Source organism: Rohdeia mirabilis, from assembly GCA_007750655.1.
Classification (GTDB): domain Bacteria; phylum Planctomycetota; class UBA1135; order UBA1135.
In genome coordinates this window covers 545860-572626 of record CP036290.1, presented here as the reverse complement: position 1 = coordinate 572626, position 26767 = coordinate 545860, and the positions used below count along the sequence as shown (strand labels likewise).

Genomic DNA, 26767 nt, shown 5'->3' with positions numbered 1-26767 from the left:
GGAAGTGGCCTAGAACTCGTCGAACGAGTCGCCGCCCAGCGGAAGGAACTCTTCGGCCGCGTCGGCGCCGTCGAAGGCTCTCGTTCGACTCGGAAGTGGCGCGCTCGGAGCATCCACACGCGTCGCGGACACCGGTGTCGACACCGCGGCGAGCCGACCGGATGCGCGAGACGACGGGACCGGACGCGCGGAGCTCGACTCGCTCGCGGTCCCCTCCGAGACTTCGAGTCCGACGATCGCACGCAATTGGTCGTTGATGTCGGCGAGCGAGCGGGTCTCCTGCCAGATGGCGTCGGCCGCGCTCGCGCTGTCGTTGGCGGCCTGGGCGTTGCTCTGGGTCAGCTGGTCCAACTGGTTCACGGCCTGGTTGATCTGGCCGATCCCCTCGGAGATCTCGGAGCCCGCCGACGAGATGCCGTCGACGAAACTGGCCAGCTCGACGGCGTTCGACTGGATGTCCTTCAGGGCCTGGGCGACACGCCGAGTGCTCTCGAGGCCGCGAGTCGTTCGGTCGTGGGACTGCTCGATCAGGGCCGCGGTGCTACGCGTCGCCTCGGCCGCGCGCTGTGCGAGGCTGCGAACCTCCTCGGCCACGACGGCGAACCCCTTGCCGTGCTCGCCGGCGCGCGCAGCCTCGACGGCAGCGTTCAGGGCGAGGAGATTGGTCTGGAACGCGATCGACTCGATGCTCTTGACGATCTTGGACATCTCGGTGCTGGAAGCGCACATCGCCTCCATTCCCGACTCCAGCTCCGTCACCATCTGAGCGCCCTCCGAGGACGACGCCTTGGTACGGATCGCGACGGAATTGGCCTTCGATGCGTTGTCGGCGTTGCTCTTGGTGATGCTCGACATCTCCTCGAGACTCGCGGCGGTCTCTTCGAGGCTCGCGGCACTCTCCGTGACCGAGTTCGAGAGGCGCTGGTCGCTCGCGCGTACCGCCTCGGCGCTCGTGCGGCACCGAGCCGCCGTCGCGTCGAGCAACTCGGCAGCCTTGACGAGCGGACGAATCACACCGCGTTCGATGGCGAACCAAGCGGCGAGGACGAGACCGAGCCCGATCCCGATCAAGGCCGTCAGGTTGATTCGAGCGAGCGCGACGCTGGAGTCGAACATGCTTTCGAACCGGTTCAACAAGTGGTGGCTGCGTTCCTGGAGATCGCCCTCGCGCTGGAGAACGAGCGCCATGGCTGCTGCACGCGCACTTTGATCGGTCTCGGAACTCGCGAGGACGTCGACCGCGTCGGACACGGGGCCCCAGCGACGGATGAACTCGTCGAGTTCGGCGATGTGCTTCGGATCGGTCAGATGCGCGATTTCGTCGTCCTCGCGAACAGTGCGAATGAGTTGGAGCGTCTCGTCGAACTCGGCAGCGGCCTTCGACATCTCCTCGCGCGCGAGCCTGCCCGTCGGAGTCTCTTCGACGGACCGTTGGGCCGACTTCGCGATGCTCTGCGAGAGCATCCCCAGATGACCCGCGATGTCGATCGTCTCGCTGATGTGCTCCTGCCGGTGGAGCTCCCGGTAGGCGAGGCCCGCCGGGATGCCGATTCCGATGACGAGAACGGCCGAGAGGACGGCCAGACGTGCCTTGATTCCCTTCGCGCGCAACGAGGTGTGGCGGCTGGTTTCGACGTGTGAGCTCTTCAATGTGATGGACGTTCTTCGTGTCGAGCGAGCGCGCTCAGGAGGCCAGTTCGGAAGGTGACTCGGACTTTGCGAGAACGCTGCCCACGTCGAGCAGGATGACGAGTCGGTCGCCCACTCGGCCGAAGCCGATCAGGCACGATTCGTCGACCTCGGCTCCGAGCTGGGGCAGGTCGGTCGTGTTCTCGACCTCGATGTCGCGCACTTCGGCGACCTGGTCGACGAGGACGCCGACCACTCGGCGTTTCCCGTCCTCGATGCGGTCGACGACGATGACGCAGCTCTCCTCGGAGATCGGGGCGCGTTCGAAGCCGAGCCGCGTCCGAAGGTCGATGACGGAGATGACGCTGCCGCGCAGGTTGACGACGCCGAGGACACTCTCCTCGGCTCCGGGGAGAGGGGTGATCGGCAGGACGCCAACGATCTCCCGAACCTCGAGGACGGGGATCCCGTACTCCTCCTCACCCAGGTAGAAGGTGAGGTACTGTCCCCCGAGCGTCGAGTCGGGCTGAGGGTCGGTCGTGTTCTGGTTGTGCATGACTTCGTGGACCAACGGCGTTCAGGAGACGCCGACGGAAGGTTGTGAGTTGCCGGTGCACGAGCGGACGAGCGACTCGACGTCGACGACCAACCCGACGGATCCGTTGCCGAGGATCGCGGCTCCGGAGATGAACGGTGCGCGGCACAGGCCGCTGGACAGACTCTTGATGACGACCTGTTGCTGGCCGCCGATGCCATCGATGCGCAGAGCGACCTTCCGGCCGTTCGCCCACACGAGCGCGAGCAGAGGATCCGATCCCGATCGGCTGGGCGAGCTGTTCGAGAGCAGGTTGGAGACGCGATAGACAGGAACCGGTGTGCCGCGCAGGACGACGACCTCGCCCTGACCCTTGACCGTGCGGATCGATTCGGCCTTGGCGCTGACGAAGCCGTCGATGGACTGCATCGGGAAGATCAAGCTGCGGTCGCCCGACTCGATGACCATGCCGTCGATGATCGCGAGCGTCAGCGGCAGGCGAATGATGAAGCGCGAGCCCTTTCCAGGCGTGGACTCGATCGCGACGGAGCCGCGCAGGGCCTCGATGTTCTTGCGCACGACGTCCATCCCGACGCCGCGACCCGACACGTCGCTCAACTCCGCCGCGGTCGAGAGACCGGGGTGGAAGATCAGGTTCCAGACCTGTGAATCGGGCAGCGAGTCGGCTTCCTCGCTCGTGTGGATGCCGCGCTCGACCGCTTTCGCGAGCAGACGTTCGCGCGAGAATCCGGCGCCATCGTCGGAGAGCTCGATGACGACGCTGCCGGCGCGGTGCTCGGCGAAGAGGCGGATCGTCCCCGTCGCCGGCTTGCCCGCCTCGGCGCGCGCGGCCGGCTTCTCGACGCCGTGGTCGACGGCGTTGCGCAACATGTGGATCAGCGGGTCCGAGAGGCGTTCCACGACGCTGCGGTCGAGCTCCGTGTCCTCCCCCACCGTGACGAGCCGGACGTTCTTGCCGCACTTGCGCGCGACGTCACGAACGATGCGCGTCGCCTTCTGGAACGTGCCCTTGAGCGGGACCATGCGCATCGACATCGTGATCGACTGCAGCTCGTTGGTCACCTTCGAGAGCTGCGCGATCGTGCGTTGCCGCGGGTCGTGTGTCGGGATCTCGCTCGTGATCTCCTGACCGACGATGGCGTTCGTGATGACGAGTTCGCCGACGAGGTCGATCAGCTTGTCCAGTCGATCCGTGTCCACTTTCACGGCGGACTGGGCGGTGCGGCGCGCCTTCTGCGACTGCGCCGACTCGTTGCTCGAGACCCGTTCAGGCGTCGAGTCGTCGTCGTTCTCCTCCTCCGGTTCCAGCTCGTCGAACGCCGCGGCCAGGGCCGCGTCGGGATCGGGCGCGGAGGCACGGAGCTCGGAGGTGGTCGTGGGCTCACTCTCCGCGAGCGGCGCGAGAACGGGGCTCGGCGCTGCGACTGCGCCCGTCGAGACTTCGGCCTGCGCGGCGCTGGAGTCGCCGACGGGGCTCGGACGGGTCGGTTCGACGGGTTCCGACTCGTCCGCCAGAACGGAGCCCCCCGCGACGAGGCGCGCCAGCGCGTCCATCTGCGCGTCGTAGACCTCCGGCAGCTCGATGACGTCGTCACCACCGCCGACGGCCGTGAGGATCTCGCGGAACGTGTCGAGCACGCCGTAGCACAGCTCGGCCGCGTCGCCCTGGATCAGCGCGTCGCCGTTGCGCGCCTTGTCGAGCAGGAACTCGGCCGCGTGCGCGAGACCCGCCACGGGCTCGAGTCCCAAGAGCCCGGCACCGCCCTTGATCGTGTGGAAGCAGCGGAAGATCGACCCGAGCTCCTCGGACGAGCGCGGGTCGTCCTCGAGGGCCAGCAGCGACTCTTCGGCGCTCTCGAGGTGCTCCTCGCACTCGCTGACGAAGTCGAGCACGAGCGGATCGTCCGGAACCTGCATGAAGCGCGGACCGTTCGAGACCGTCGACGCGGCAGCGCCCGGTCCTTCCGCCTCGAGGAGTTCGTCCACCGCGGTGCGAACACCGTCGAAGGCCGTGCAGAGCTCGCGCACGAACTCGGGCGGCGCCTCCTCGTCGTCCCAGTCGAAGGCGGAGATCGAGCGCGCCACGCGCATCACGTCGCGTGCGAGATCACCCGGGATCCCGTCGACGAGCGCGAGACCCTGGAGCGCGGCACGCAGCCGGTCGTGGGCACCGTCCTCGACGCTGGCGAGCTCGCTGGCCGCCGTCGCGGCATCGTCGAGCCAACGCGTGACGTGGTCGCGAATCTGCGGGGGAATGGCGCTCATCGCGTGCCTCCGGACGGAGACGAATGGGCGCCACACCAAGGACGGTGGAGGGACGGAGTCACTGGGGGATCGACTGGGGGCGGGGTGGGGTGGGCCCAGATGCTTCGGTCGTGGACGCACTCGGGGTTGAGTCCCGAGCCGCGACTCGTGCAGGACCGGGCACGGCCCGAGCGCCACCGCCACCTCCCGGGCGCCCTTGCGTCCCCGTCCACGAGGCCGCGAGCCGCCGACCCGGCACGCCCGTCCTCGACGCGAGTCCGGCGGCCGGGCCGAGCGGACCTCGGCCATCCGAGGCTAGGCTCGCGGCGTGCGCGCCCCGTCCCCCTCGAACCGCCCCCGCGGCGTGGACCTCGTCCGCTCAGCGCGCGGCGTGCGACTCGAGCTCGAGCCCGTGGGCGTCCTGGTCGGCAGCCGCGGCCTTCTCGCGCGCTCTGCCACCGCCGCCCTTCCGGCCCTGGCGCTGACGGTCGCGGTCGTGCTCACGGCGCTGCCCCAGCTGGATTCGCCCGGTCTCGCCCTGCTCGTGTTCTTCGTGCTGGGGAACCTGTGGCTCTTCGTGGCGTTGATGACCGTGCACGCCATCGACCTCGGACGCCGGCGCACGCTGATCGGGGTCGTGGACGGCGCCCTGCTCGTCGAACGCCGCGGCGCGCTCCGGACGCAGCGCATCGCGATCGGTCGCGCCGAGCTCGAGCGGCTCGAGGTTGGGCCGCACTTCGCCGTCCTGCACCAACGCCAGCTGCCGTGTCTGGTCGTCGCGCGTCGCGGCGCCGACCCGCTGCATCTGTTGGCGGAGCGGTCCGTGAGCGATCTCGAGTGGATCGCCACCACCCTGCGTTCCGCGTTGGGGCTGGTCGCTCAGGCGGACGAGCTCTTGGACCCGGACAACGAGGCCTTGGCCTCGCGCTGAAGTCGCTTGACGCGCGCGCGGATGTTCAGCATCTCGACGCCGAGCGAGAAGGCCATCGCGAAGTAGACGTAGCCCTTCGGCACGTGGATCTCGAACGCTTCGACCACGAGCGTGAGGCCGATCAAGAGGAGGAAGCTGAGCGCCAGCACCTTGAGCGTCGGGTGCTTGTCGATGAACGCGCTGATGCGGCCGGCGGCCACCATCATCACCCCCATGGCCACGACGATCGCCGCGATCATGACCGGCACGTCATCCGCCAGACCGATGGCCGTGATGACCGAGTCGAGCGAGAAGACCACGTCGAGCACGAAGATCTGCGCCACGACGCTCGCCATCGTCGCCGGCTTGCCGCTCTTGTGTTCGTGGCCGAGACCTTCGACCTGCGAGTGGATCTCGACCGTGCTCTTGCCCAGCAGGAACACGCCGCCGGCCAGGAGCACCAGGTCGCGCCCCGAGATCTCGTTGCCGAGCACCGTGAACAGCGGCTCGGTCAGCGCGACGATGACACTGATGAGCAGCAGCAGGATGATGCGCGAGACGAGCGCCGCCGCCAGCCCGAGGAAGCGCGCGCGCGCCTGCTGTTCGGGGGGCAGACGACTCGCCAGGATCGCGATGAAGACGACGTTGTCGATGCCGAGGACGATCTCGATCGCGGTCAGCGTCAACAGCGCGATCCACGCCTCGGGGCTGGTCAGAAGTTCCATCGCCGCACTGTGGCCGCTCGAGGTCCGCGCGCGAAGCCTCGGTGTGGCGGGCACGTTCCCCGTCGCGCGAACGGGCTCGAACGGACGCGCGCCGAAGGAGTAGGCTCGCCGTCCGTCCTCGCCCCGAGCCCGCCCCCACCCGCCCGACACATGGTCACTCGCACCGTTCGCACCGCCGCGCTCCTGCTCGTCCTCGTCTCCGCGTTCTCGTTCGCTCCGCAAGCCGTGGCGGCACCGGTCGAACCCTGCGCGCAGGAGCAGCAGACTCCGGGACCGCTCCCCGGTCACTGGTCCGGCTCGATCGAACCGGTCGGCCTCGCCTTCCACATGGACCTGTGGTTCGCGGGCGAGGACGGGAGCGGCGGCCTGACGGGAACGATCTCGATCCCGGTGCAGGGCATCGCGGACCGGCCGCTCGTGGATCCGCGTTGGGAGCGGGTCGACGGCGTGGCGACCTTCACGGCCGGGATCGAGGGCATCGACGGCGAGCCGCGCTTCGAGGGCACGCGCGCCGCGGACGGCACCACGATCGCGGGCACGTTCACCCAGAGCGGACGCACGCTGTCGTTCTCGATGGCGATCGGCATCTCCGCCGACGTCGCGCTCGCGGGCTTCGACGAGTGGGCGAACGACCAGTTGAAGAAGCTGCGCGTGCCCGGGATGGCGGTGGCCGTCGTGTTCCGCGGCGAGGTCGTGCACGCGGCGGGCTACGGGCTGCGCGACGTGGCGGCCGACCTGCCCGCCGACGCCGACACCCTCTTCGCCATCGGTTCGACGACGAAGGCCTTCACCACGTTCGGCATCGAGCAGGCGGTGGCCGAGGGTCTGCTCGACTGGGACGAGCCGGTGCGCACCTACCTGCCGACTCTGCGGCTGGTCGATCCGCTCGCCGAACAGCAGCTGACCTTGCGCGACATGTGTTCGCACCGCTCGGGCCTGCCGCGCCACGACCTCGTCTGGTACGCGAACCCGGACCTCACGCGCGAGGAGATGCTCGGCCGACTCGCGCACCTCGAGCCGACCGTCGGGTTCCGCGAAGCGTGGCAATACAACAACCTGATGTACGCGACGGCCGGCCTCGCGCTCGAACGGGTCTCGGGCGACAGCTGGGAGGACTGGACGCGCGCGCACATCCTCGAGCCGCTCGGCATGACGCGCACGCGCTTCGGCCTGGCCGAGACCCTGGCCACCGACAACCACGCGCTGCCCCACGACCGCAAGCGCGGGAAGTTCGTCGCGATCGACATGCGCGACCTGACCTGGATCGGTCCGGCGGGGTCGATCCACTCGAGCGCGAACGACATGGCGCGCTGGATCACGCTGTGGCTGGGCGGTGGCGAGATCGAGGGGGAGCGCCTCCTGTCGCAGCCACAGCTCGCCAATCTGATCCAACCGGTCACCACTTTCGGCGGCATCACGCCCGCGAGCGAAGGACCGACCGCCTACGCGCTGGGTTGGATGGTCGACAGCCACGAGGGGCACCTGCGCGTGCACCACGGCGGCGGGATCGACGGCTTCACCACCCAGGTCGAGCTGTACCCGGCCGACGAACTGGGCATCTTCACCGTCACCAACCGCGCCAGTGCGTTGACGAACATCGCGGCCAGCCAGTTGGCCGAACGCTTCCTCGGACTGCCGCCCGTCGACCGCACCGACTTCGCCGTCTCGCAGCTCGACACCGCCGACGAGATGCGCGCGAGCCTGCGTTCGATGGCCGCCGCCGAGCGCGTGCCCGACGCGCCGGCCGCGCGCCCGATCGCGAGCTACGCGGGTCGCTATCGCCACCCCGGCTACGGCGACGTGGTGATCGAGCTGGTGGACGCTGCGGACGCGGCCGACGCACAGGTCCTGGGTCTGCGCTACGGCATCCTCGACGTGCCCCTCGAGCATTGGCACTACGAGGTCTTCCGCTGCACCGAGGTCGACGGCATGGAACTGGCCGAGGGGCTGATGGTGCACTTCCGCGACGACCGCGACGGGTACGTGGCGGCGCTCGAGATCCAGCTCGAATCCACGCCGGAACCCGTGATACTCGAGCGCCAGCCCGACGCCGTGCTGCTCGACCCCGAGTACCTGGACACGCTCGTGGGCCGCTACGCTCTGCTCGGTCAGATGCTCACGGTCGCGCGCGGCAAGGGCGGCGCCCCTCTGACCCTCAAGGTGCCCGGCCAGCCGACCTACGACCTCGAACCCGGCACCCACGGCCGCTTCGCCCTGGCGGACATGGACGGTTTCACGGTCCGCTTCGACGCGGCCGAGGGCGACGCCCCGGCGGCCCTGGTCCTCTTCCAACCCAATGGCACGTTCCGGGCGGAGAAGGTGGTGGCGGAGGAGGAGGAGGACGCCGGGTCCGAATAGAGAGACCCGCCCACCACCACCCCTCCAGCCCGACGCCCGCGCCACCCGATCGCTGAGGTGCGGAGAAGTCATCTCGACGCAGCCGACCAGGCGCCGAGCTCCGCACTCGGAAACTGCCAGCCCCCGACCGCCGCTCAGGCACGGTCGGGGGTTTCTCGTGGGCGCGGCCTTCGTTCTGGCGCCGGAGCCATCGCGACGGGTTCGGGCGGGTCTATCGTGCTCGGCGATGGCACGCACCACAGCCGGCACCGATCCCACGTCGTTCGCACGATCCCGCACCGCGCGGCGCCTCGCACTGGCGCTGGCCGCCACGTCGCTGCTCGGCGCGTGCGTCCTCGAGGAGCCGCCCGGGCCCGCGACGGTGGTCGTCACCGTCCACCCCTGGCCGGCCGGCGCGCCGGAGCCCGCGAGCGTGCTCGACGACTCGCGCGCCCTCGACCTCGCGCTCACGGGCGACGATCCGTGGACCCGCGTGGCCGACCTGTTCGCCGTCGAACCGCTCGACGCCACCGCGCGCGACCAAGAGCGCCTGCCCGGCACGGTCGACACCCTGTCGGAGCGCTTGACCCTCGAAGGCTTCGAGACCGGCGCGTTCGTGTCGGGGGACCTGTTCGACGAGACGAGCGGCATCTTCCAGGGCTTCCTGCACCTGGACGAGTCGTGGCTGCGCGAGGGCTCGGGCGCGGACGGTGGACCCGCGGGTGCCGCCCTCGCCGCCGCGCAGTTCGTGCGCCTGAAGATTCCGCGCCCGCTCGAGGACACGGCCTTCGCGTGGGTGCACCTCGACCTGGAAGGCGTGGCCGATCCGCGCGCCGTGCTGGAGGCGTCGCTCGCGGAGCTGACCACGGCCCTCGCGAAGGACCCGCGCTCGGTCGTCGCGCTCGTCGATCTCGACCCGACGTCGCCCGTTGCACGGGTCGCGGTGCGCGCGGCCGTGGACGCCGCGAGTGCGGCTCCGACGGGACGCTTCGCCGAACGACTGCGCGCCGTCATGGCCGCGTCCGACGCCGCTCTGCTCGAGGACGAAGACCGATGATCGCCCACCGCTGTACTGGCTCCCACCGCCCGCGCCGACTGGCCCTCACGCTCGCCCTGCTCGTCGCCCTGCCGACCGCGCTCGGCGCGTCGGGTTGTGCGAAGCAGAAGACGGCCGCCTCCCACTACCCGACCGGCACCCTGTGGAGCGTGCGCCGCTACAAGGAAGGCGTGCAGCACTCGCCGTGGGTCGTGTGGTGGCCGAACGCCGAGACGCGCCAGGAATCGACCTACGTGGACGGCAGCCGCGAAGGGAAGTGGCTGACCTTTTCCGAGCGCGGGAGCCTGTTGCTCGAGCGCTCCTACGAGGACGACGAACTGCACGGGCCGTGGCGGCGCAGCGGGCCCGACGGAACGGTGCTCGAGGAGGGCACGTTCGAGCACGGCCGGCGCGTGGGCGTCTGGCGGCGCTTCGACGCGGACGGGTCGCTCGCCCTGGAGGAGGACTTCGGGGCGGGGGCGGATGCCAGCGACCGGACCGACCCGTCCGACCCGTCCGACCCGTCCGACGACGCGCGCTGAAGGCCGCATCGACGCGGAGCCGCCGCCAGGCCTCGGGATAGACTTCCGGCGGACCGTCCGCCCGCGCGGCGCTCCTGCGCCATGTCTCCCACCGGCTCCAGCACTCCCCAGGGCTCCGACGCCCCCGATCCCGAGATTCCGGATCCCGAGGTTCACCGACCCGCGGTTCCGGATCCCGCGGCCCCCGGCCCGAGCCCCGGCGGGCCCGCCGCGCCGCGCCTCGTCGTGGACGCGCCCCGCAAGCGCGGCGAGCGCGACCCGAAGTTCACGTCCTCGGTCGCGATCGTCCTGCCCGCCTACAACGAGGAGGAGTGCATCGAGGACGCGGCCGCCGACTGCCTCGACTTCCTGCCGCGCTGCTTCGAGCGCTACCAGGTCGTGTGCGTCGACGACGGCTCGAGCGACCGCACCGGCGAGCTGATCCGCGGCCTCGAAGCGGCGCACCCCGGCCTCGTGCGCGGCGTGCTGTTCGAGAAGAACCGCGGGTACGGCGCGGCGATCATGGCCGGTTTCCGCGCCGCCGAGACCGACCTGTTGTTCTTCACCGACTCCGACCGCCAGTTCGACATCACCGAACTCGAAGCGGCCGTCGAGACCCTGGATCGCGAAGGCGCCGACGCCCTGTTCGGCTTCCGCGTCTACCGCTACGACTCGGTGCTGCGCTGCATGACGTCGTGGGTCTACAACCGCATCGTGCGCGTGCTGTTCGCCGTGAAGGTGCGCGACGTCGACTGCGCGTTCAAGCTGTTCCGGCGCGAGGTCATCGACCGCATGGACGTGGCCTGCACGGACTTCTTCATCGACACGGAGTTGGTGGCGCGCACGTCGAAGCTCGGCTTCAAGAGCATCGAGATGGGCGTGCGCCACCTGCCGCGCACCGCCGGTCGCACGACCGTCCACCCCGGTCACATCCCGCGCACCCTGTTGACGGTCGCGCGCATGTGGCTGTTGATCCACTTCGGCATCGGTCGCGGCAAGGCGATCGAGCGCGATCCGCGCACCGGCGCCGCCGACTGACCCGCCGCTCCCCTCCCCCGCCCAGCCGTGCAGGACGTCGTCCACAACGAACACCTCGAGCAGGACCACTGGTGGTTCCGCGCCCGGCGTTCGATCTTCACACGCGTCCTCGACGAGCAACTGCCGGGCGGACGCGCGCCGCGCATCCTCGACCTCGGCCCGGGTTCGGGCGTCAACCTGCCGATCCTCGCGCCGCGCGGTCGCGTCACCGCGCTCGACCTGTCGGACGTGTCGCTCGCGCGCTGCCGTGCCGCCGGCGACAACGACCAGGTGCTGGCCGACGCGACCGTGGCGCCGTTCAAGTCGAACACGTTCGACCTCGTGTGCGCGCTCGACGTCCTGGAACACATCGACGACGACCGCGCCGCGTTGGTCCAGATCGAGCGCGTCCTGCGTCCCGGCGGTCTGTTCCTGTTCAGCGTGCCGGCGTTCGGCTTCCTGTGGGGTCGTCAGGACGTGCTGAGCCACCACAAGCGGCGCTACGCGAAGAGCGAACTGCGCCAGCGGGTGACGGCGACCGGCCTCGAGATCGAACACCTCACCTACTTCAACACTCTGCTCTTCCCGCCGATCGCCGCCGTGCGCGTGCTGATGCGGCCCATGCTGGAACGCAGCGTGGCGAAGGGTGGGTCCGACCTGTCGGTGAAGCTGCCGCTGGGCCTCGACCAGGTTCTGTACCAGTCGTTCGCCTGCGAGCGCGGTTGGGTCACGCGGCACTCGCTGCCGTTCGGCGTCTCGATGCTCGGTTGGGCACGCAAGCGCGCGGACGCGGGCGACGCGGGCGGCGCGGCGGCGAGCGCGAACGGAAGCGCGCGGTGAACGAGCGCCCGGAGCGCCTGCATCGCGCGACGCTGTTGATCGCGCTCGGTGTCTTCCTCGTCGGCTCGCTGGCGATGCTCGTCGGGCTGCCCGTGCACGAAGGTCCCGACGAACCGGGGCACCTCGACTACGCGTTCCGCATCGCCAGCACCGGCGAGCGGCCGTACCTGCAGGGCGAAGCGGACCTGGCCGGCGCCACGGTCTGGGACGAGAGTTCGATGGGGCACCACCCACAGCTCTACTACCGCGTGCTCGCGTGGACGGCGGCGCTGAGCGGTTCCCAGGTGCCGGCGGTGACGTTCGACCAGGTGCCGAACCGCACGCGCGCGGACGGCACGTTCGCCGCGAACACGTGGCGGCACGGTTTCGACGAGGTCGCGCCGCGTTCGGCCGAGGTGCGCACCGTGTGGCTCTTGCGCGGCGTGTCGGTCGTGTGCGGACTGGTGTCGTTGGTGCTCGTGTTCGCGACGGCGCGCGTGCTCGTCCCGAACCGGCCGGCGGTCGCGAGCATCGCCGTGCTGTTGCTCGCCGCGCTGCCCCAGTGGCAGGGGTCGCACGCCGTGCTCGACAACGGGGCCTTGAGCACCACGCTGAGCTTCGCGGCGCTGTACGTGCTCGCGCGACTGTGGACGCGGGCGGTGGACGGACGGTCGGACGACCGGAGCGCGCCGACCGCTCCCGTCACCTGGACCGAAGCCGTGGTCCTCGGGCTGCTCGTCGGCGCGGCTCTCGAGACGAAACTCACCGCGCTGTTCCTCTTGCCGGTGGCTCTCGTGGTCGCGGTGGGCGCGATCTGGCGTGCGCGCGACCGGCGGCTGGCGACGCTCGCGCGCTGCGCCGTGGCCGTCGCGATCGTCGCCGCGCTGTTCGCGCCGTTCGTGCTCGAGAACCTCGCGCGCTACGGCGAACTGCTCGGCACCCAGGCGCACCGCCGGGCCTACGCCCAGAGCCTGCTCGCCACGGCGTTGCCCGACCCGGAGTGGCAGAGCCAGTACCTGTGGGGCGTGCACGCGCAGAGCCTCTTCCCCACCCTCGGGCGCACGCTCGTCGGTCACTGGGGATGGAACGCGCTGGCCGCACCGCTGTCGGCGTTGGTGCTGTTCGGGACGGCCGCCGGGTCGGGGTTCGTGGGCCTCGTCGTCGCGGTGATCGGTTCCGTGAGGACGCGCGGCGGTGGACCGAACGGCGAGCGCGGCCTGCCCTGGCGTGCGCTCGCGCTCCCGGCGGGCGTGGCGTTGCTCGTGCTGGTGCAGGTGGTGCTCTACAACCGCACGTTCATGCAGCCCCAGGGCCGCTATCTGTTCCCCGGACTCGGAGCCGCGGTGGTGCTCGTCGCGGCGGGCCTCGCGACGCTCGGTGCGCCTTTGCCTCGGACGCTCGCGCGCCTGGTCGGCACGGCCCTGGGTGCCGCCGTCGTGGTCGTGTCCCTGCGTATCGCCGTGCTCGACGTCCCGCGCCACTTCGCGTTCGACGCCGTGGACGATCCGTTCTTCGCCAGCGTCGCCGCCCAGCTCGCCCACCCGGTCGCGGCCGACGACGCTCGCGGTGGAGCGGACGAAGCAGAGGGACGAGTCGAGCGGGTCCAACTCGTCGGCCCCGACGACGGCAGCGTGCACGACCTGCCGCCGACGCTCGAGTGGACCGCGCCGGCCGGCAGCACGGACCCCGTGGTGTGGACCGTCAACCTGTGGCGCGCGGACGGCACCTATCTCGGCGGCACGTTCGAGCGCCTGCGGCTGCTGTTGACCGACACGCGCTGGTCGATGCCGCAGGACTACTGGACCGCGCTCGAGCCGGGCACGGTGCTGCTGTGGCAGGTGCGCGCGGTGCCGGATCGCCGGGCGAACGAAGCGGTCGCCGCGATGCCGCGCAGTGCGGTGCGACGGCTCGTGCGACGTTGACGGTCGGGCGGTGTTGACGGTCGCGCGGTGTTGACGGTCGTTTGGTGTTGACGGTCGCGCGGTGTCGACGGCCGCGCGGTGCTGATGGTCGGGTGGTGTCGAGCGCAGCCGCAGCACGCGATGCCAGTCTTCGGTGCAAGTCTTCGGTTCCAGCGCGCTCGGGAGACACGCGCGTCGACGTGTCGCGGGCGAAGCGCTCCGGGCACCGACCCGCCGGACGCGCGCTCGGTTTCGACCCGGAGCGTCCGTTCGCGTGCGGTCGGGCGCCCGCAACTTTCAAGGCCGCACCCGCAACCCATCGCCCCGCCGAGCGGTCCATGGGGTGTGCGACAGATTCCGATCCCGACCGACAGGCGCGCCGCCGCGAGAACGAAGGCGAACGCGCGCGCCGCGACGCGACCGAGCGCCGACCTCGCCGCGGACGTCCGTGCGCGGGTGCTGCGCCCCGTCGTGCTCACGCTGCTGGCGGGCGCGTTCGCCCCGAGTCTCGCGCGTGCGTTCGTGCGGGCCGTGGACCGCGCGCGACCGCTCGGTGGCGACCTGGCGCCGGAACTCGACGTCCTGCTGCGCTGGGTCGGAGCCTGCGCCGAACATCCCGTGCGGCTCGGGCTCGCCGCTGGGCTGGTCGTGCTCGCCATCGACTTCCCGGGTGGGCCCGTCCCGGACGAGGCCTCGGTCCGCGGGAGTCCGGGGTGAGCGCGGGCGGCGGATCCCGGGCGGCGGGCTCGGGGCTGCCGAACGTCGAGCCGCGGTGCGAGCGGCTGGGGGCCGACGGAGCGGACCGGGCCCGGCTCGGCGTCGACTCGTCGAGAGCTCGGCCGAGGTGGGCAGGCCGACTCGTCGAGGGGTGGGAGGGGGCGGGGGCGGGGGAAGGGGGGGGGGCGGGGCCCCACGCAGGTGGTCACAGCGTCGAAAGCAGCCACTTGCCGCCCAGAAGGCCCCCGCGCCCGCCTCGAACGGGCTCCGGGACCGGCTCGCGCCCCCGGACCGCGCTCCGCGCCACCCGGGACGACCGGGCCCCTCGACACGTGGGAAGTCCGATCCACCCGTGAGAGGGCCCGCTGGCTCGGCTATGATCTCTCCTCGGCCCTGTTCACGGACGCCCCGAGCCATTTGGCGCCGGGCAGGACGCCTTGGCCGGCCGCGGCCGCACCAGCACCCATCGCGGGCGTTGAACCCGCCGCACGCCGCACCGGCCCACCCCCTCGAGAGTCCTTGGGAGCGGTGGAGCCAGACGACGATCGGCACGCCTCTCGGGCTCGAAGCCCCCACTCTCCGGCTCGAAGCCCGCCGCCGAGACCGACCCTTCAGGGCGCGCGTCGTGGCCGCGATTTCTCCACTCGACGACCGCTGTCGCCGCCGCTGTGAAGCGGTTGGCCCGAAGCGGACGGCGAGACCAGCGGACGGCCTCCCATTCGGACGGCACACCGCGCCACCATTCTCCTCACCCACCGCCGCCCCGGACACTTCGTCCCGGCCGGCGCACCGACAGCCACCACCATGTTCGCTGCACTCACCGAAGAGCTGATTCTCGGACCGTTCGAGCACCCCGAGTACGAGACCACGCTCGTCGTGAAGCCGCTCGTCGACACCGGGAAAGCCGGACGCTTCGCCAGCCAGGCCGTCGTCGTCACCACCGCCGCGCGTCGCATCATCGAGCTCTCCAAGGCCGGCGACAAGGTCAAGTCGATCGTCGTCGAGGCCGATGGCGGCGTCGACCCGATGCAGCACCCCGAGTTCCGAGCGATCTCGGAGAACCTGCGCGAGCTCGTCGACAAGTGGTTCCCGAAGTCCAAGCTGATCCTGCACACGCCGGGTCTGCACCTGGGCAACGCGGAAGGACGCCACTCGCTGACCGCCTACCACCGTCCGGTCATCCACTTCGACGCGGGCACACAGAAGACGTTCGCCGCGCTGACCGGCATGGACCCGCAGCTGTACAAGGACGTGTGCGACGGTCTCGAGAAGATCGAGATGGAGCGCTGGGTCCTGCGCGCGACGTTCGTGAAGGGCGAGGCCGACAACTCGACCGATGCCGAACTGCGCTTCTGGCTGACCAAGGTCGCGAGCTTCGGCCGCCCCGGAACCATCCAGGTCACGACGCTCGCCAAGGCCGACACCGAGCGCAAGCTCAAGCCGGTCCCGAAGACCCGCATGGCGTCGATCGCCGAGAAGATCACCGCCAAGCTCGAGCGCGAGATCGAACTGATCGAGCAGGCCTGAGCACGCGATCCGGCTCGTCCGGACGCCACGCGCGGCGCACCATCGGGCACGGGTCCGGTGGTGCGCCGCGGCCGTTCGGGGCCAGCGTTCCGGCACCGAGGGCACGACCGGGCCCCGCACGCGACCGAGCTCGGCGACGCGGCTGGACCCCCGGCCGCCCCCCACCGGTCGCAGCACGCCCCACCGGCGAACCACGCGCCAAAGGTCCCGCGGAACCGCTCTGCGCACTCGACCCACGCCGCGACTCGGCCGATGATGTCAGGATCGAGTGCAGCGCGGCCCGCCGCCCGGATCCACACCGACCGGTGGACCCGCTCCGGCGCGCCGCCCGACCCCGACCCCACCATGACGAAGACCGACGACGGCCCCGCCCGAGCCCAAGCCACGTCCAAGGCCGCTCCCCGCAACCGCTCCACGCGCGAAGTACCGATCTCGGAGGTCTTCCACAGCGCGGACGGCTCGGTGGTGATCGAAGTGGCCGAGAGCGCCGGCTACTGCTGGGGCGTCGAGCGCGCGATCGACCTCGCCGTCGAAGCCTCCGCCGACGACAGCCGCCCGGTCTTCACCCACGGCGAGCTCATCCACAACAGCTACACGGTCGGCAAGCTCGCGCAGGAACACGGCATCACGCACGTGGACGACCACACCGCCGCGCCCGAAGGATCCGCGCTGGTCATCCGCGCGCACGGCGTGCCGCCCGCGGTGAAGCGCGAAGCGAAGGACGCCGGCCTGCAGGTCATCGACGGCACGTGCCCGCTCGTCGACATCATCCACCGCAAGGCCGTCGGTCTCGCGAAGGAGGGCTACGACGTGTTCATCGTCGGCCAGGCCGAACACCCCGAGATCATCGGGATCATGGCGTCGGTCGCCGAAGCCGGTGGCAACGCGCGCGTGCTCGAATCGGTCGCGGACGCCGAAGCCCTGCCGCCGCTCAAGAAGGCCGGCGTCGTCATCCAGTCCACGCTCATCGCCAAGAAGGCCGGCCTGATCGCGGCCGCGCTCGTGCCCAAGTCGCGCGAGGTGAAAGTCGTCAACACGATCTGCCACGTCACGACCGAGCGCCAGGAAGAGGCCGACCACCTGGCCGAGACCGCCGACGTGATCCTCGTCGTCGGCTCGCAGCACTCGTCGAACAGCCGCAAGCTGAAAGAGGTCTGCGGCGCCGGCGGCGTGCCCACCTACCAGGTCGAAGGCGTCGAGGACATCGACCTCGGCTGGTTCGCGGGGAAGAAGCACGTCGGCATCCACGCCGGCGCGTCCACCCCGCGCGAGATCATTCAAGTGATCGTCGCCCACCTGCGCGAGCGGTTGGTGCAGGCGGCCTGAGCGGCGGAGCCGTGGGCGAGCGAGCGCGGCCCGTTCGCTGAGCTGCACCGGCACGACGGACCCGCCGACAGCGTGGGTCTCGACGGTCGCAGCAGACCCGGAGCCACCGCCGCGCCGGCGCCATCGCTCGGACGGTTCGACCACGTTCGGACGCCCCAGCCTCCGAACGTGCCCCCACCACCGACGCGCAGCGCGCGCGACCCCGACGGCCCGCCCGCTCCCCCGCCGGCGGGCCGTTCGCGTTCCGGCCCGCGCGCCGACTCGATCCGCGGCGCCCCGCGTGGCACCCTGTCGCGCGTGAGCGAATCCGATCCGAGCCCGTCCGCCCCGCCGCGCGCCGACATCGCCCGCTTCGAGGGCATCACCAAGCGCTACGACGAAGTCGCGGCGCTCGTGGACCTGGACCTCGAGGTGCGCGCGGGTGAGGTGCTGGGCCTGCTCGGTCCGAACGGCGCGGGCAAGACGACGGCGGTGCGCATCCTGTGCGGCCTGCTCGCGCCCACGTCCGGCCGCCGCACGATCGACGGCCTCGACCTGGCGGACGATCCGCTCGAAGCTCGCCGGCGCTTCGCGTTCGTGCCCGACGGCGCGCCGATGTACGTCCAGCTCTCGCCGCGCCAGCACCTGACCTTGGTCGGGCGCCTGCACGACATGGACGCGGCCGAGATCGAGCGCCGCTCCACCGCGCTGCTCGACGGCTTCGACCTGGCCGATCGCGCGGACGATCCGGTCGGCAGCTACAGCCGCGGCATGCGCCAGAAGGCCGCGATCGCCTGCGCGCTGTTGCCGGAGCCCAAACTGCTCGTGCTCGACGAGCCCCTGTCCGGCCTCGACGCCCCGAGCGCGTCCACCGTCAAGGAACTGCTGCGTGCCTGGGCCGATCGCGGCGGCGCGGTGCTCTACACCTCGCACCTGCTCGACGTGGTGGAGCGCGTGGCCGACCGCGTCGCGATCCTCAAGGAGGGGCGGTTGCTGGCGGTGGGCTCGCTCGCGGAGTTGCGCACGCGCGCCGGCAGCGAGGGCACGCTCGAGCAGCTGTTCACGACGCTGACCGAGGCCGAGGATCCGGGCGATCGGGCGCGGCGGTTGATTGCCACCAGCTTTCCGCGCTGACGGTCGCGGGTTCGATTCCCGCCTCCCGGTCCGGAAACGAGCTCTGCCTGATCGCAAGACTCCACGGACACGTATCTCCTCGTCGATCACGTCGATCACCATCGCCGACAGACCGCAAGCGCCCTTGGGCATGTCTACGGCGCCGCGACCGCCGAACATCCGGACCGACGGCGAGGGCGGGAAGCTAATCACGAGCGCAGCACCTCAAGCACGCGGTGCAGGGTGGCCGCGTCGAAGTCGGGCGGGACCTAAATCGAGGGCGTCGGATCGAACCGGATGCGGAGCGACGGCGCGCTTCGCGCGCCGTCGCTGGCAGCCTCGATCACGCGCACAGGCGCAAGGTCCGTACGCTCGATCTCGGCGAGGAACTCGGACATCCCATCGCGGCGAATTGGGCGAGGGAGGGCGCGGCCGAGGTCGAGATCGAGGCCTTTGCGGTGAATATGCGACCGTCTCGGAGGGCACGCCAGATGGCGTCGCCGGACACGCGCACCCGAACAACCTTCTCTAGCGGAATGGACTTAGCCTCCGACACGCGCCAAGGAGGCAGGACTCAAGGATAGAACTCGAACCAGCGTGAAACACAATCTCGCAGCACACACATCAAGTCTCCGATTCGATGAGCGCCATCAACGGGTGACTAGCGGGCAGCAGCTCTTTCGCATCCATCCGAACAGCCTCCATCAGGACGCCCGCAGCTGACAACTCCCCCAAATTCCGCATGGCCACTGATTGCCAAAACCGCGCCTCAATCGAATCCTGGTGAAGCCCATCGAAGACCTGATCCGCCGCAACCGCGGCGCGACCCGCAAGGCCGCGAGCCTCTTCGAATCCCCCCTCCGCTATCAAAAAACGCGCGAGAGCCGTCAAAGCCCGAACAGCTAGAGGGCTCTCATCGCCGCGGGCTCTACAAGCAACATCTAAGGCCCCACGCAATTCTTCACGTGCGCGCGATCTATCCCCCTGCAATTCAAGGCATCTAGCAATATTGAGCGTGTTCACGACTGTGTCCGGATCATCATCACCAAAGATTCGACGACGAATGGCGCGCGCCCCACCAAGCACCTCGATCGCTCTAACAAGATCTCCCAGGTACAGGTATGCAGACCCCAAGTTGTTCGCAGCAAACAGCGTACTCCCATGCTCGTCACCAAGAGCACTCTTTCGTTGCTCATAGACACGCTTCAAGAGAGGCAGAGCATCAGCGGCCCGACCACACCCCATCATCGCCGACCCGAGCACATTCGCAGTTGTAAGCGCCGACTTCGAGCGCGCCCCCCAACACAGCTCCTGCCGCGGCAAGAGCGGCTCCAGAATGCCGCAAGCTCCCCTGGGGTCCCCCTGCTCATTCAACACCACACCTAAGATATGCTCTCCCTCTAGAGCAAGGGGGTGGTCCGCGCCTCCGAGCTCCATACCTTCATCAAGAAGCATTCGCGCCTGCTCTGCCGCGGCCGCTAGAGCCCCCGCAGTAATCGAGTAGTGGGACAAGACCATACGAATCTCGCCCCGCGCCGGGGAAACGGGAATCACGCGTACGAGGTGATACGCGTGCGGCATCTCCCATTGCACCTGCGCGTGTCGACGAATGTCACTAACGTCTCCCACGACCCGAGTCCAGGCTCTCCACGCACCCCCTAGGAAGGAGTCCTTCTCGCCCGGCACATTGCGACTCAAGCGAACCACCTGCCCTACAAGCTCATGCACCACATAACCTCTCAACCCCGCACCCAGCTCAACATCTCTTGCAAGACTTACGCCCACGCACTCGCTGACGCCTAGCGCACAGAGATCAGGGCCTTCTTCACCCAAGAACTGCTCAAAAATTCCTGCCGCGAGCCTCGCCGAGATTGGCGCGGCAGCGAGCCAGGAAGCGGAGAAGAGAAACCTCCACCCCTCCAGCCCAAGGTGCGCGATCGCAACCATGAAGGTAGCGACAATGCTCTTTGAGTGCCCCTGGGGCAAGGAGCCTGCCAGCCTTCCGGCGACCTCTAAGACTCTCCCGTCTGCTGCATGGAGGCGCTCCACAAGAATATCGACACTCACCGTACCGATCGCCGCAAATGCACCAGCCACTTCGATGGCCAGCGGATGCCCTCCAAGCGCCTTCAGCAATGCGCCAACACTCTCACGATTCAAGGTGCCCAACTCCAGGTGGCACCCAAGAAGTTGCCTGGAGGCATCCATGCTGAGGCAACCGAGGCTGATTGCACTCCCTCGATAGGTAGTACATTGGGTCGTCACAACTGATTGACAGAAGACGCTAGGACCAAGCCACATAGCGAACTCTGCGTCATCTAGCCCTGGCGGGAGAGAGTCTACAATCCAAAGGCAGCGCAAACCCTTCCGATGAAAATGACGCTCCAATTGCCCACGAACGCCCACTGGATCACCAAGGTCGACATTCTTATCTCCGAACAAGTGGATTGCCACTCCCCCAAACGCACGCTCACGCCGGCCACGCACCGCGTCAACTTCCCCTGAACCGTCAGCGTTTATCCAAAAGATGCCCCCGGGGTAGGCGCGATCTAGCCTCCTTGCGTACTCCTCAACCAGCAGACTCTTCCCGACTCCGGCCAAGCCACTCACCACAACCCGGGCGGGCCCGGAAGATTCAAGCGTCATAGCCCTCCGGTCTGCCTCCAGTGCATCATGTATCTTCCACAAAGCCGCACCGCGCCCGACGAACCTCGACCAACGAGGGGGCCTTGCCGGATACCAATCAGCCCGCTCCCAGAGCTTCGAATCCCCAATAGTCCCCGAGATACCGACAAGTTGATTACTGACTGCTGACGCGAGCTCTTCAAGCCCAAGCCCTTCAGCGTCTATGAAGATCATCCTTTGATCGCGAAGCGATGCCGGCTGCACATGCTCAACGCCCTTCAGCGGATTGGCCACCAAAATCCGACTAGGGCCAGCTCCAAGTGAAGCCACAACCCCGAGGGTTAGCTCATGCTGACATGCTGGACGTTCGGCGTACACCTCGCTATAGAGGGCCAGCACGACTCTTGAGCACAAGAGTCCTCGCTCAAGTGTCTCAGTAATCTCATCGAAGCCATCTAGCTCTCTAGTGTCGATGAAGACGCTCAAACCTGCGGCCTCTAAGACTCCCATTACGAGCTCAGCAAGTGCGTTGTCGGCATGCGCGTGGCTCAAGAAGACATCATTCATAGGTACAGTTTCCCGTTGATCACGTGGGAGCAACTTCACAACACACGATAGCGGTTTTCCACACCAGGGTTGATGCCTGAGGTCTACCTAGTGAAGATGCGCAAGTTCGCCGCTACCTGCAACACCCAGCGACCACCCTCAGTACCTGCAACCCGCGTCGAAACAACTAGTTCCTGCCGCGCCGCCAATTAGCCTTCCCAAGCTGAATGCCGCGGCCTCGTACGACACCTACAGGCCCTCAGTACAACGGCGCCGCCTCGCTGCTCTCGATCGGGGTCGGCTTCCCGTCCTCATCGATCGCCACCATCGTCACCTCGGCAGCCGTCACCGGGATGTAGGCCTTGCTGCCGAAGCGGCGCTGGCTCCAGACATCCACGCGCACGCGGACCGACGTGCGGCCCTTCTTGATCGTGCTCGTGTAGAACGAAACCAGGTCGCCCACATGGACCGGCTCCTTGAACACGATCGAGTTCATGGCGACCGTGACCAGGCGACCGCCGTGCCAGCGGTGCGCCTCGATCGCGGCCGCGAGGTCGATCTGGGCGAGGATCACACCGCCGAAGATGGTGCCGTTCGCGTTCGTGTCGCGCGGCATCATCACCTGACGGATCGCCGGCGCGATGTTCGGCGGACGCAGGTCACAGGTGGCGGCGGCGCGGATGCGTTCGTCGCGCTCCGCGTCCGACTCGGTCGCGGCGGCCCGCTTCGTGGGCGACTTCTTCGAAACGGCCTTCTTGGACAGCGCTTGCTTGGACGCATTCTTCGCGCCTGAAGCCTCCTTCGACACTGCCCCTTTCACCGCCCCACTCGCACGGGTCACCTTCGCCTTCTTCTTGCTGCCGGTCATCGCTGGGGGGCTCCTTCGAGCTGTGCGGTCGCCCAACGCCAGACCTCGTGCTCGAGCTCGCGCGTGTTGGGCTTGAAGAAGTGGTCGTCGCCGGCCACCACGTGGAAGGTGAAGTGCTCGGGCAGCACGGGATAGGCCGCGCGCAGGTCGGACAGGGTCCCGAACTCGTCGTGCTCGCCCCAGATGAAGAACGTGGGCTGACGGATCCGGTCCACGTTCGGCAGGTCGAAGGCGCGCAGGGGGAAACCGACCAGGACCAAACGCTCGATGCGGCCGTCGCGCTTGGACAGGCCAAAGACCGTGCGCGAGCCGAAGCTGAACCCCGCGGCCCAGACCGGCGCGCCCGGGTACTTCGCCTGCAGCCAGTCGAGCGCCGCCGACGCGTCCTCCTCCTCGCCGCCCTCGCCGTCGTACGTCCCCGCCGACCCGCCGACGCCGCGGAAGTTGATGCGCAGGCAGGCGACGCCGGCGCGCTGGAGTCCGCGCGCCGTCTTGAACGCCACGGTCGAGTGCATCGTGCCGCCGTGCGCCGGGTGCGGGTGGCAGACGACGGACACGGCGCGCGGGCGGGCGAGCTCGTTGCCGTCGGCGTCGAGCGCGGGATGCTCGATCGCTTCGAGCGGGCCGCTGGGGCCGGGGATGGTGAAGGTGACGGGCACGTCGTATGGCGGTCGGGTCGCGGCGCGGGTGCTGGGGCTCGAAGCGCGCCGGCCGGTGTCGAAACTGGTCGCACAGAGCGGTCGCTCGCTCGCGCGGCAGCGAACTCCGGTGGCGAGCGGATGTCGCACTCGTCGCACAGCGATCCGCCACGGCCCGGGAGCGAGCGCGCACGATACCAGTCACCCCGGCCCGGCCCGCGCTGCCCCGTCGCCCTTCTTCCTCGTCGCCTCGGCCTCTATCGTGGGGCGCGGATCGGGGCAGCGCGGGCACCGTGCGACGGACGACCCGCGACGGGCGCGACCGAGTGTGGGCGGCTGTGCGCCACGCCTTCACACACCGCCGCGCGGCTCGCCGCTCGATCCCCCTCGACCGCCGGACCGCTCCGATGCTCACCCGCACCCTCGCCCTCCTGCGCGCGCACCTCGGTGTGTGGCGCTCCATCGGCCTGCCGATCATGACGGCCGCCGTGCACGGCCTGGTCGCGCTGGTCCTGTGCGCGCTGATCGGCGAGCGCGTCGGCCCCTTCGCCTACGGACTGTTCGCGTTCTCGCTGTCGGCCGCGCTCGTCGCCGTGCCGCTCGTCGGCGAGCTGGGTTTCCTGCTGCGCGCCGACGAAGCCTCGGACTGGCTCGACGCCCTGCCCGCGCGCGCGATCGAGCGACGCCTCGCGAAGGCCGGCGGCGTGCTGCTCGCCGTGTCGGGACTCGCGCTCGCGACCCTGCTGCCCGCCGCGCTGTTCCTGCCGGAGGCCACGCTCGTCGGGCGCGCGCTGTTCCTCCTGTGCGGGATCGCCGCGGTGCAGACGGCGGCCGCGACGCTGCTCGCGCTGCAGGGACTGCTGGCGCGCGTGCCGAGTCTGCTCGTCGCGCTCGAAGCGGTGCTCGTCGCGGCCGTCCTGCTCGGCGCGCTCGTCAGCCTGCCCATGTGGGTCCAGCTCGGCGACATCGCGGGCTACGCGTCGGCCGGCCCGTGGCGCGCCTATCCCGCCGCGTGGTTCGCCGCGCCGTTCGCTAGCGGCGGGCTCGACCTCGCGCGCCTGTGGATCCCGCTCGCGGCGATCGCGCTCGCCGCCGCCGCGTTCGCGTTCCTGCCGCGCCCGACCACGCCCGCCTCCACCAGCGGACGTTCGGCGCTCGAGCTGGTCCTCACGCCGATCACGCGCCTCGCGCGCCGACTGTGGGTCGGCCCACGCGAGCTGGCCGGCTTCGACTTCGTGACCGCGGCCTTCCCGCGCGAGCGCGAAGTGGCGCTGCGCACGTACCCGCTGCTCGGCATCCCGCTCGCGTTCCTGTGGGTCGCGTTCGGGATGGAGAAGGGCGCCGAGAAGGACAGCCTGGTCGCGTTGATCCTGTTCACGCCCGGCATCTACCTGCCGGTGATCCTGTCGCACCTGCCGGCCACCGCGTCGCCGCGCGCGCGTTGGATCCTCGACACGGCGCCGATCGACGAGCGCGCGCTGCACGGCGGAGCGCTCAAGGCGATCGCGGTGCGCTACCTGTTGCCGCTGCAGCTCGTGTTGGCGCTGATCGCGTGGAGCCTCGTCGACGGCGAGTTCGCCGCGCGCCTCGCCCTGCCCGCCGCGGCCGTCGGACTGCTGGCGCTGCGGCTGCTCTACCGAGCGTCGGTGGACGGCTTGCCGCTGACGCTGCCGACCGATGAGGCCGTGCGCGTCGATGCGCTCGGCGGGCCGCTGTTCGCCGCGGGCATGGGGCTCGTCGTGTTCTCGGTCGCGGCCGAGAAGCTGATCACCACGCCGCTGCTCGGCCTCGCTGCCGCAGTGGTCGTCTTCGCGTTGGACGCCGCCATCGACCGCGCGACGCGCCGCCTGCCCTGGCAGCAGCCCGCGCGCGCGGACGTCGAGCCGGACGCGATCGAACCCTGAAGTCGAGCGCGAACCTGCGCCCGTGCACCGTCCAGAGCATCGAACTGCCCGCTCCCCCGTGTCGAACCCACCCGCCGAACCGAGACCATGAGCCTCACGCCCCGCCCCAACGCCTTCGTCCTGTTGCACAACCCCAAGTGCTCGAAGAGCCGCCAACTGAAGGCGGAACTCGACGCGCGCGGCACCGACTACGACGAGCGGCGCTACCTCGACGAGCCCCTGTCGCGCCGCGAGCTCGACGGCTTGAAGAGGCTGCTCGGACTCGATGCGCACGCGATGATCCGGCGCAAGGAGGCCGAGTACGCGGCGGCCGGTTTGAGTGCGGAATCGACCCAGAAGGCCGTGCTCGACGCGGTCGCGAAGCACCCGAAGCTGCTCGAGCGCCCGGTGCTGATCGCGAAGACGAAGGCCGCGATCGGTCGCCCGACCGAGGCGGCGCTCGAGCTACTCGGGGGCTGAGATCGCTCTCAGCTCGCGCTACTGGAGATCCGTGATCAGGTCGCGGAAGTAGGCCGCGTCGGCGCCGGACAGTTCGGCCAGATGGTCGACCGTCGCCAGTGCGACCCCAGAGTCTCGATCGAGATCCATCGGCCACCAGAGGCTCACGTGGAACGCGGTAGCGCCCGAGGCTGCGCCAGTCGGCATCACGAGTCGGCCCGGCGGGAAGCCCGTGCGCAACTCACCCACGTACCACTGCCCACGCGTCGACTCCAATCGTTCTCTCAGTTCGGCGAGCGCCCGCGGATCCTCGACGAGACCGACGAACGAGTTCCCGCGGTACGGGCCTTCGATCGCGTCCGGTATCAGGTCGGGATCGTCATCCACCCACTCGTCACCGCGTCGGATTGGCCTGGACCACACGCCGACGTACGGGATGGTCTCGGGCAGGTTCGGCAGATCGACGACCTGGGTCGTCTCGCAGCCGAACAGCTCGCGCAGGACCGTCCGCTCCTCGGCGCTGGGCGTCGCCGCGCGCACGTCGCCGTCACCGTCACCATCACCGTCCACGAGAACTCCGAAACGCAGCTGCACGTCGCGCACGACTCCGCCCGTATCGGTGGCGCGGAAGAGACGAGGATCGCCCTCCAAGAACCTGGGCGCGTCGCGCACTTCGACCTGATCGCTCCAGCGGCCTTCGACCTGCGCCATGAGCTCGGCGAATCGAGCGCGCCCATCGGCATCGAGCGCGCCCTGAACGGTCCACTCGAAGTCGGTGTAGTCGCCGTGCATCCTCATGAGCTCGAACTCGCCACCGTCCGGCACGACGTACTCCCACAACAGGAGCTCCACGCTCACGAACTCCGGCGGCGCCGAACCGGAGTCCGCCTCGACCGAGCGGCACGCCGTGAGCAGGACCGACCCGGCGAACAGGACGGACGCGCGCTTCACTCGAAGTCGCGCACCATCTTGGCCAGCTCCATCACGTGCTCCTCCTCGGTCGCGACCATGCCGCGCGCGTACTCCTCGAGGAAGAGGTTCTTGCCCTCGACGATCTCGAGCAGCGCGCGGTAGGCGTCGATCGCTCGGCGCTCGTGGGCGTAGCTCTCCTCGAGGATGTCGTGGATGCCGTGCTGACCGGTCTCTTCCACGGGCGCGATCCGCATGTTCGGGTGCCCGCCGAGGCCGGTCATGATCTCGCCGGCGCGCTGGGCGTGGGTGAGGCTCTCGGTGGCTTGCGCGTTGAAGAACTCGACGATCGGCAGGCGGTACGGGCCGCGCGCCATCAGGGCGTAGTGCGTGAAACGGACGACGCCTGCGAGTTCGAGCTCGAAGACGCGTTTGAGCGCTTCGACGGCTTCGGGGTTTTCGACCTTCATGCGCGCATTATG

23 protein-coding genes are annotated in these 26767 nt (G+C 69.5%); 13 read left to right on the top strand and 10 right to left on the bottom strand.

What is annotated here, in order from left to right; genetic code table 11:
• Nucleotides 1-9 precede the first annotated feature (9 nt).
• The 3 genes from Pla163_RS02090 to Pla163_RS02080 are packed head-to-tail and all read right to left on the bottom strand — an operon-like array spanning nt 10 to nt 4450.
• Nucleotides 10-1650, bottom strand: coding sequence for a methyl-accepting chemotaxis protein (locus tag Pla163_RS02090; protein WP_145182829.1), 1641 nt, complete (start codon nt 1648-1650; stop codon nt 10-12).
• 34 nt (nt 1651-1684) lie between these two features.
• Entirely contained in the window at nt 1685-2185 is a 501-nt protein-coding gene (locus Pla163_RS02085; protein ID WP_145182826.1) for a chemotaxis protein CheW, read from the bottom strand.
• A 21-nt stretch (nt 2186-2206) separates the two neighbouring features.
• Complete coding sequence (locus Pla163_RS02080) at nt 2207-4450, bottom strand: chemotaxis protein CheA (protein ID WP_145182823.1); 2244 nt, start codon at nt 4448-4450, stop codon at nt 2207-2209.
• A gap of 343 nt (nt 4451-4793) precedes the next feature.
• Between Pla163_RS02080 and Pla163_RS02075 the strand changes: the two genes are divergently transcribed.
• Nucleotides 4794-5360, top strand: coding sequence for a hypothetical protein (locus Pla163_RS02075; RefSeq protein ID WP_419186218.1), 567 nt, complete (start codon nt 4794-4796; stop codon nt 5358-5360).
• On the opposite strand, the gene Pla163_RS02070 is transcribed toward Pla163_RS02075, so the two are convergent.
• A complete protein-coding gene (locus tag Pla163_RS02070; protein WP_145182818.1) occupies nt 5309-6064 on the bottom strand; it encodes a TerC family protein in 756 nt (251 codons plus the stop codon). The two genes, Pla163_RS02075 and Pla163_RS02070, sit on opposite strands and share 52 nt — an antisense overlap.
• 150 nt (nt 6065-6214) lie before the next feature.
• Here Pla163_RS02070 and Pla163_RS02065 point away from each other — a divergent pair, with 150 nt between their 5' ends.
• The 10 genes from Pla163_RS02065 (at nt 6215) to Pla163_RS02020 (ending at nt 18378) form a co-directional block, all read left to right on the top strand.
• The gene (locus Pla163_RS02065) at nt 6215-8422 is read left to right on the top strand and encodes a serine hydrolase (protein WP_145182814.1); all 2208 of its coding nucleotides are present in this window, start codon (nt 6215-6217) and stop codon (nt 8420-8422) included.
• A 226-nt stretch (nt 8423-8648) separates the two neighbouring features.
• The gene (locus Pla163_RS02060) at nt 8649-9458 is read left to right on the top strand and encodes a hypothetical protein (protein WP_145182811.1); all 810 of its coding nucleotides are present in this window, start codon (nt 8649-8651) and stop codon (nt 9456-9458) included.
• The gene (locus Pla163_RS02055) at nt 9455-9979 is read left to right on the top strand and encodes a toxin-antitoxin system YwqK family antitoxin (protein ID WP_145182808.1); all 525 of its coding nucleotides are present in this window, start codon (nt 9455-9457) and stop codon (nt 9977-9979) included. Before Pla163_RS02060 ends, Pla163_RS02055 begins: the two co-directional genes overlap by 4 nt.
• 81 nt (nt 9980-10060) lie before the next feature.
• A complete protein-coding gene (locus tag Pla163_RS02050; protein WP_145182806.1) occupies nt 10061-10996 on the top strand; it encodes a glycosyltransferase family 2 protein in 936 nt (311 codons plus the stop codon).
• A 27-nt stretch (nt 10997-11023) separates the two neighbouring features.
• Nucleotides 11024-11815, top strand: a complete 792-nt coding sequence (locus tag Pla163_RS02045; protein ID WP_145182802.1) for a class I SAM-dependent methyltransferase — start codon at nt 11024-11026, stop codon at nt 11813-11815.
• Complete coding sequence (locus Pla163_RS02040) at nt 11812-13716, top strand: phospholipid carrier-dependent glycosyltransferase (RefSeq protein ID WP_145182799.1); 1905 nt, start codon at nt 11812-11814, stop codon at nt 13714-13716. Before Pla163_RS02045 ends, Pla163_RS02040 begins: the two co-directional genes overlap by 4 nt.
• A 324-nt stretch (nt 13717-14040) precedes the next feature.
• Nucleotides 14041-14412: a hypothetical protein gene (locus tag Pla163_RS02035; protein WP_145182796.1), complete on the top strand. Its 372-nt coding sequence runs from the start codon at nt 14041-14043 to the stop codon at nt 14410-14412.
• 804 nt (nt 14413-15216) lie between these two features.
• Nucleotides 15217-15939, top strand: coding sequence for a radical SAM protein (locus tag Pla163_RS02030; protein ID WP_145182794.1), 723 nt, complete (start codon nt 15217-15219; stop codon nt 15937-15939).
• Nucleotides 15940-16284: 345 nt separating this feature from the next.
• Nucleotides 16285-17265, top strand: a complete 981-nt coding sequence (gene ispH, locus Pla163_RS02025; RefSeq protein WP_419186217.1) for a 4-hydroxy-3-methylbut-2-enyl diphosphate reductase — start codon at nt 16285-16287, stop codon at nt 17263-17265.
• 297 nt (nt 17266-17562) lie between these two features.
• On the top strand, nt 17563-18378 hold the full coding sequence (locus Pla163_RS02020) for an ABC transporter ATP-binding protein (protein WP_419186216.1): 816 nt from the start codon (nt 17563-17565) through the stop codon (nt 18376-18378).
• A gap of 248 nt (nt 18379-18626) precedes the next feature.
• On the opposite strand, the gene Pla163_RS18600 is transcribed toward Pla163_RS02020, so the two are convergent.
• The 4 genes from Pla163_RS18600 to Pla163_RS02000 form a co-directional block, all read right to left on the bottom strand.
• Nucleotides 18627-18755 (bottom strand): hypothetical protein, encoded by a 129-nt coding sequence (locus tag Pla163_RS18600; protein WP_419186215.1) that lies wholly within the window; start codon nt 18753-18755, stop codon nt 18627-18629.
• A gap of 226 nt (nt 18756-18981) precedes the next feature.
• Nucleotides 18982-21534, bottom strand: a complete 2553-nt coding sequence (locus Pla163_RS02010) for a tetratricopeptide repeat protein (RefSeq protein WP_419186214.1) — start codon at nt 21532-21534, stop codon at nt 18982-18984.
• Nucleotides 21535-21787: 253 nt separating this feature from the next.
• Nucleotides 21788-22396, bottom strand: a complete 609-nt coding sequence (locus Pla163_RS18595; protein WP_419186213.1) for an acyl-CoA thioesterase — start codon at nt 22394-22396, stop codon at nt 21788-21790.
• Nucleotides 22393-23055, bottom strand: a complete 663-nt coding sequence (locus Pla163_RS02000) for an alpha/beta hydrolase (protein ID WP_145182787.1) — start codon at nt 23053-23055, stop codon at nt 22393-22395. The genes Pla163_RS18595 and Pla163_RS02000 overlap by 4 nt, the downstream gene beginning before the upstream one ends.
• Nucleotides 23056-23441: 386 nt before the next feature.
• On the opposite strand from Pla163_RS02000, the gene Pla163_RS01995 reads away from it, so the two are divergent.
• Together Pla163_RS01995 and Pla163_RS01990 are read left to right on the top strand one after the other, a co-directional pair.
• A complete protein-coding gene (locus Pla163_RS01995; RefSeq protein ID WP_145182785.1) occupies nt 23442-24938 on the top strand; it encodes a hypothetical protein in 1497 nt (498 codons plus the stop codon).
• Nucleotides 24939-25025: 87 nt separating this feature from the next.
• A complete protein-coding gene (locus Pla163_RS01990; protein WP_145182783.1) occupies nt 25026-25397 on the top strand; it encodes an ArsC/Spx/MgsR family protein in 372 nt (123 codons plus the stop codon).
• Nucleotides 25398-25415: 18 nt separating this feature from the next.
• Here the strand turns inward: Pla163_RS01990 and Pla163_RS01985 are convergent, their stop codons facing one another.
• Nucleotides 25416-26327, bottom strand: a complete 912-nt coding sequence (locus Pla163_RS01985) for a hypothetical protein (protein ID WP_145182781.1) — start codon at nt 26325-26327, stop codon at nt 25416-25418.
• Nucleotides 26324-26755 (bottom strand): ferritin-like domain-containing protein, encoded by a 432-nt coding sequence (locus Pla163_RS01980; RefSeq protein WP_145182778.1) that lies wholly within the window; start codon nt 26753-26755, stop codon nt 26324-26326. Before Pla163_RS01980 ends, Pla163_RS01985 begins: the two co-directional genes overlap by 4 nt.
• Nucleotides 26756-26767: the final 12 nt, after the last annotated feature.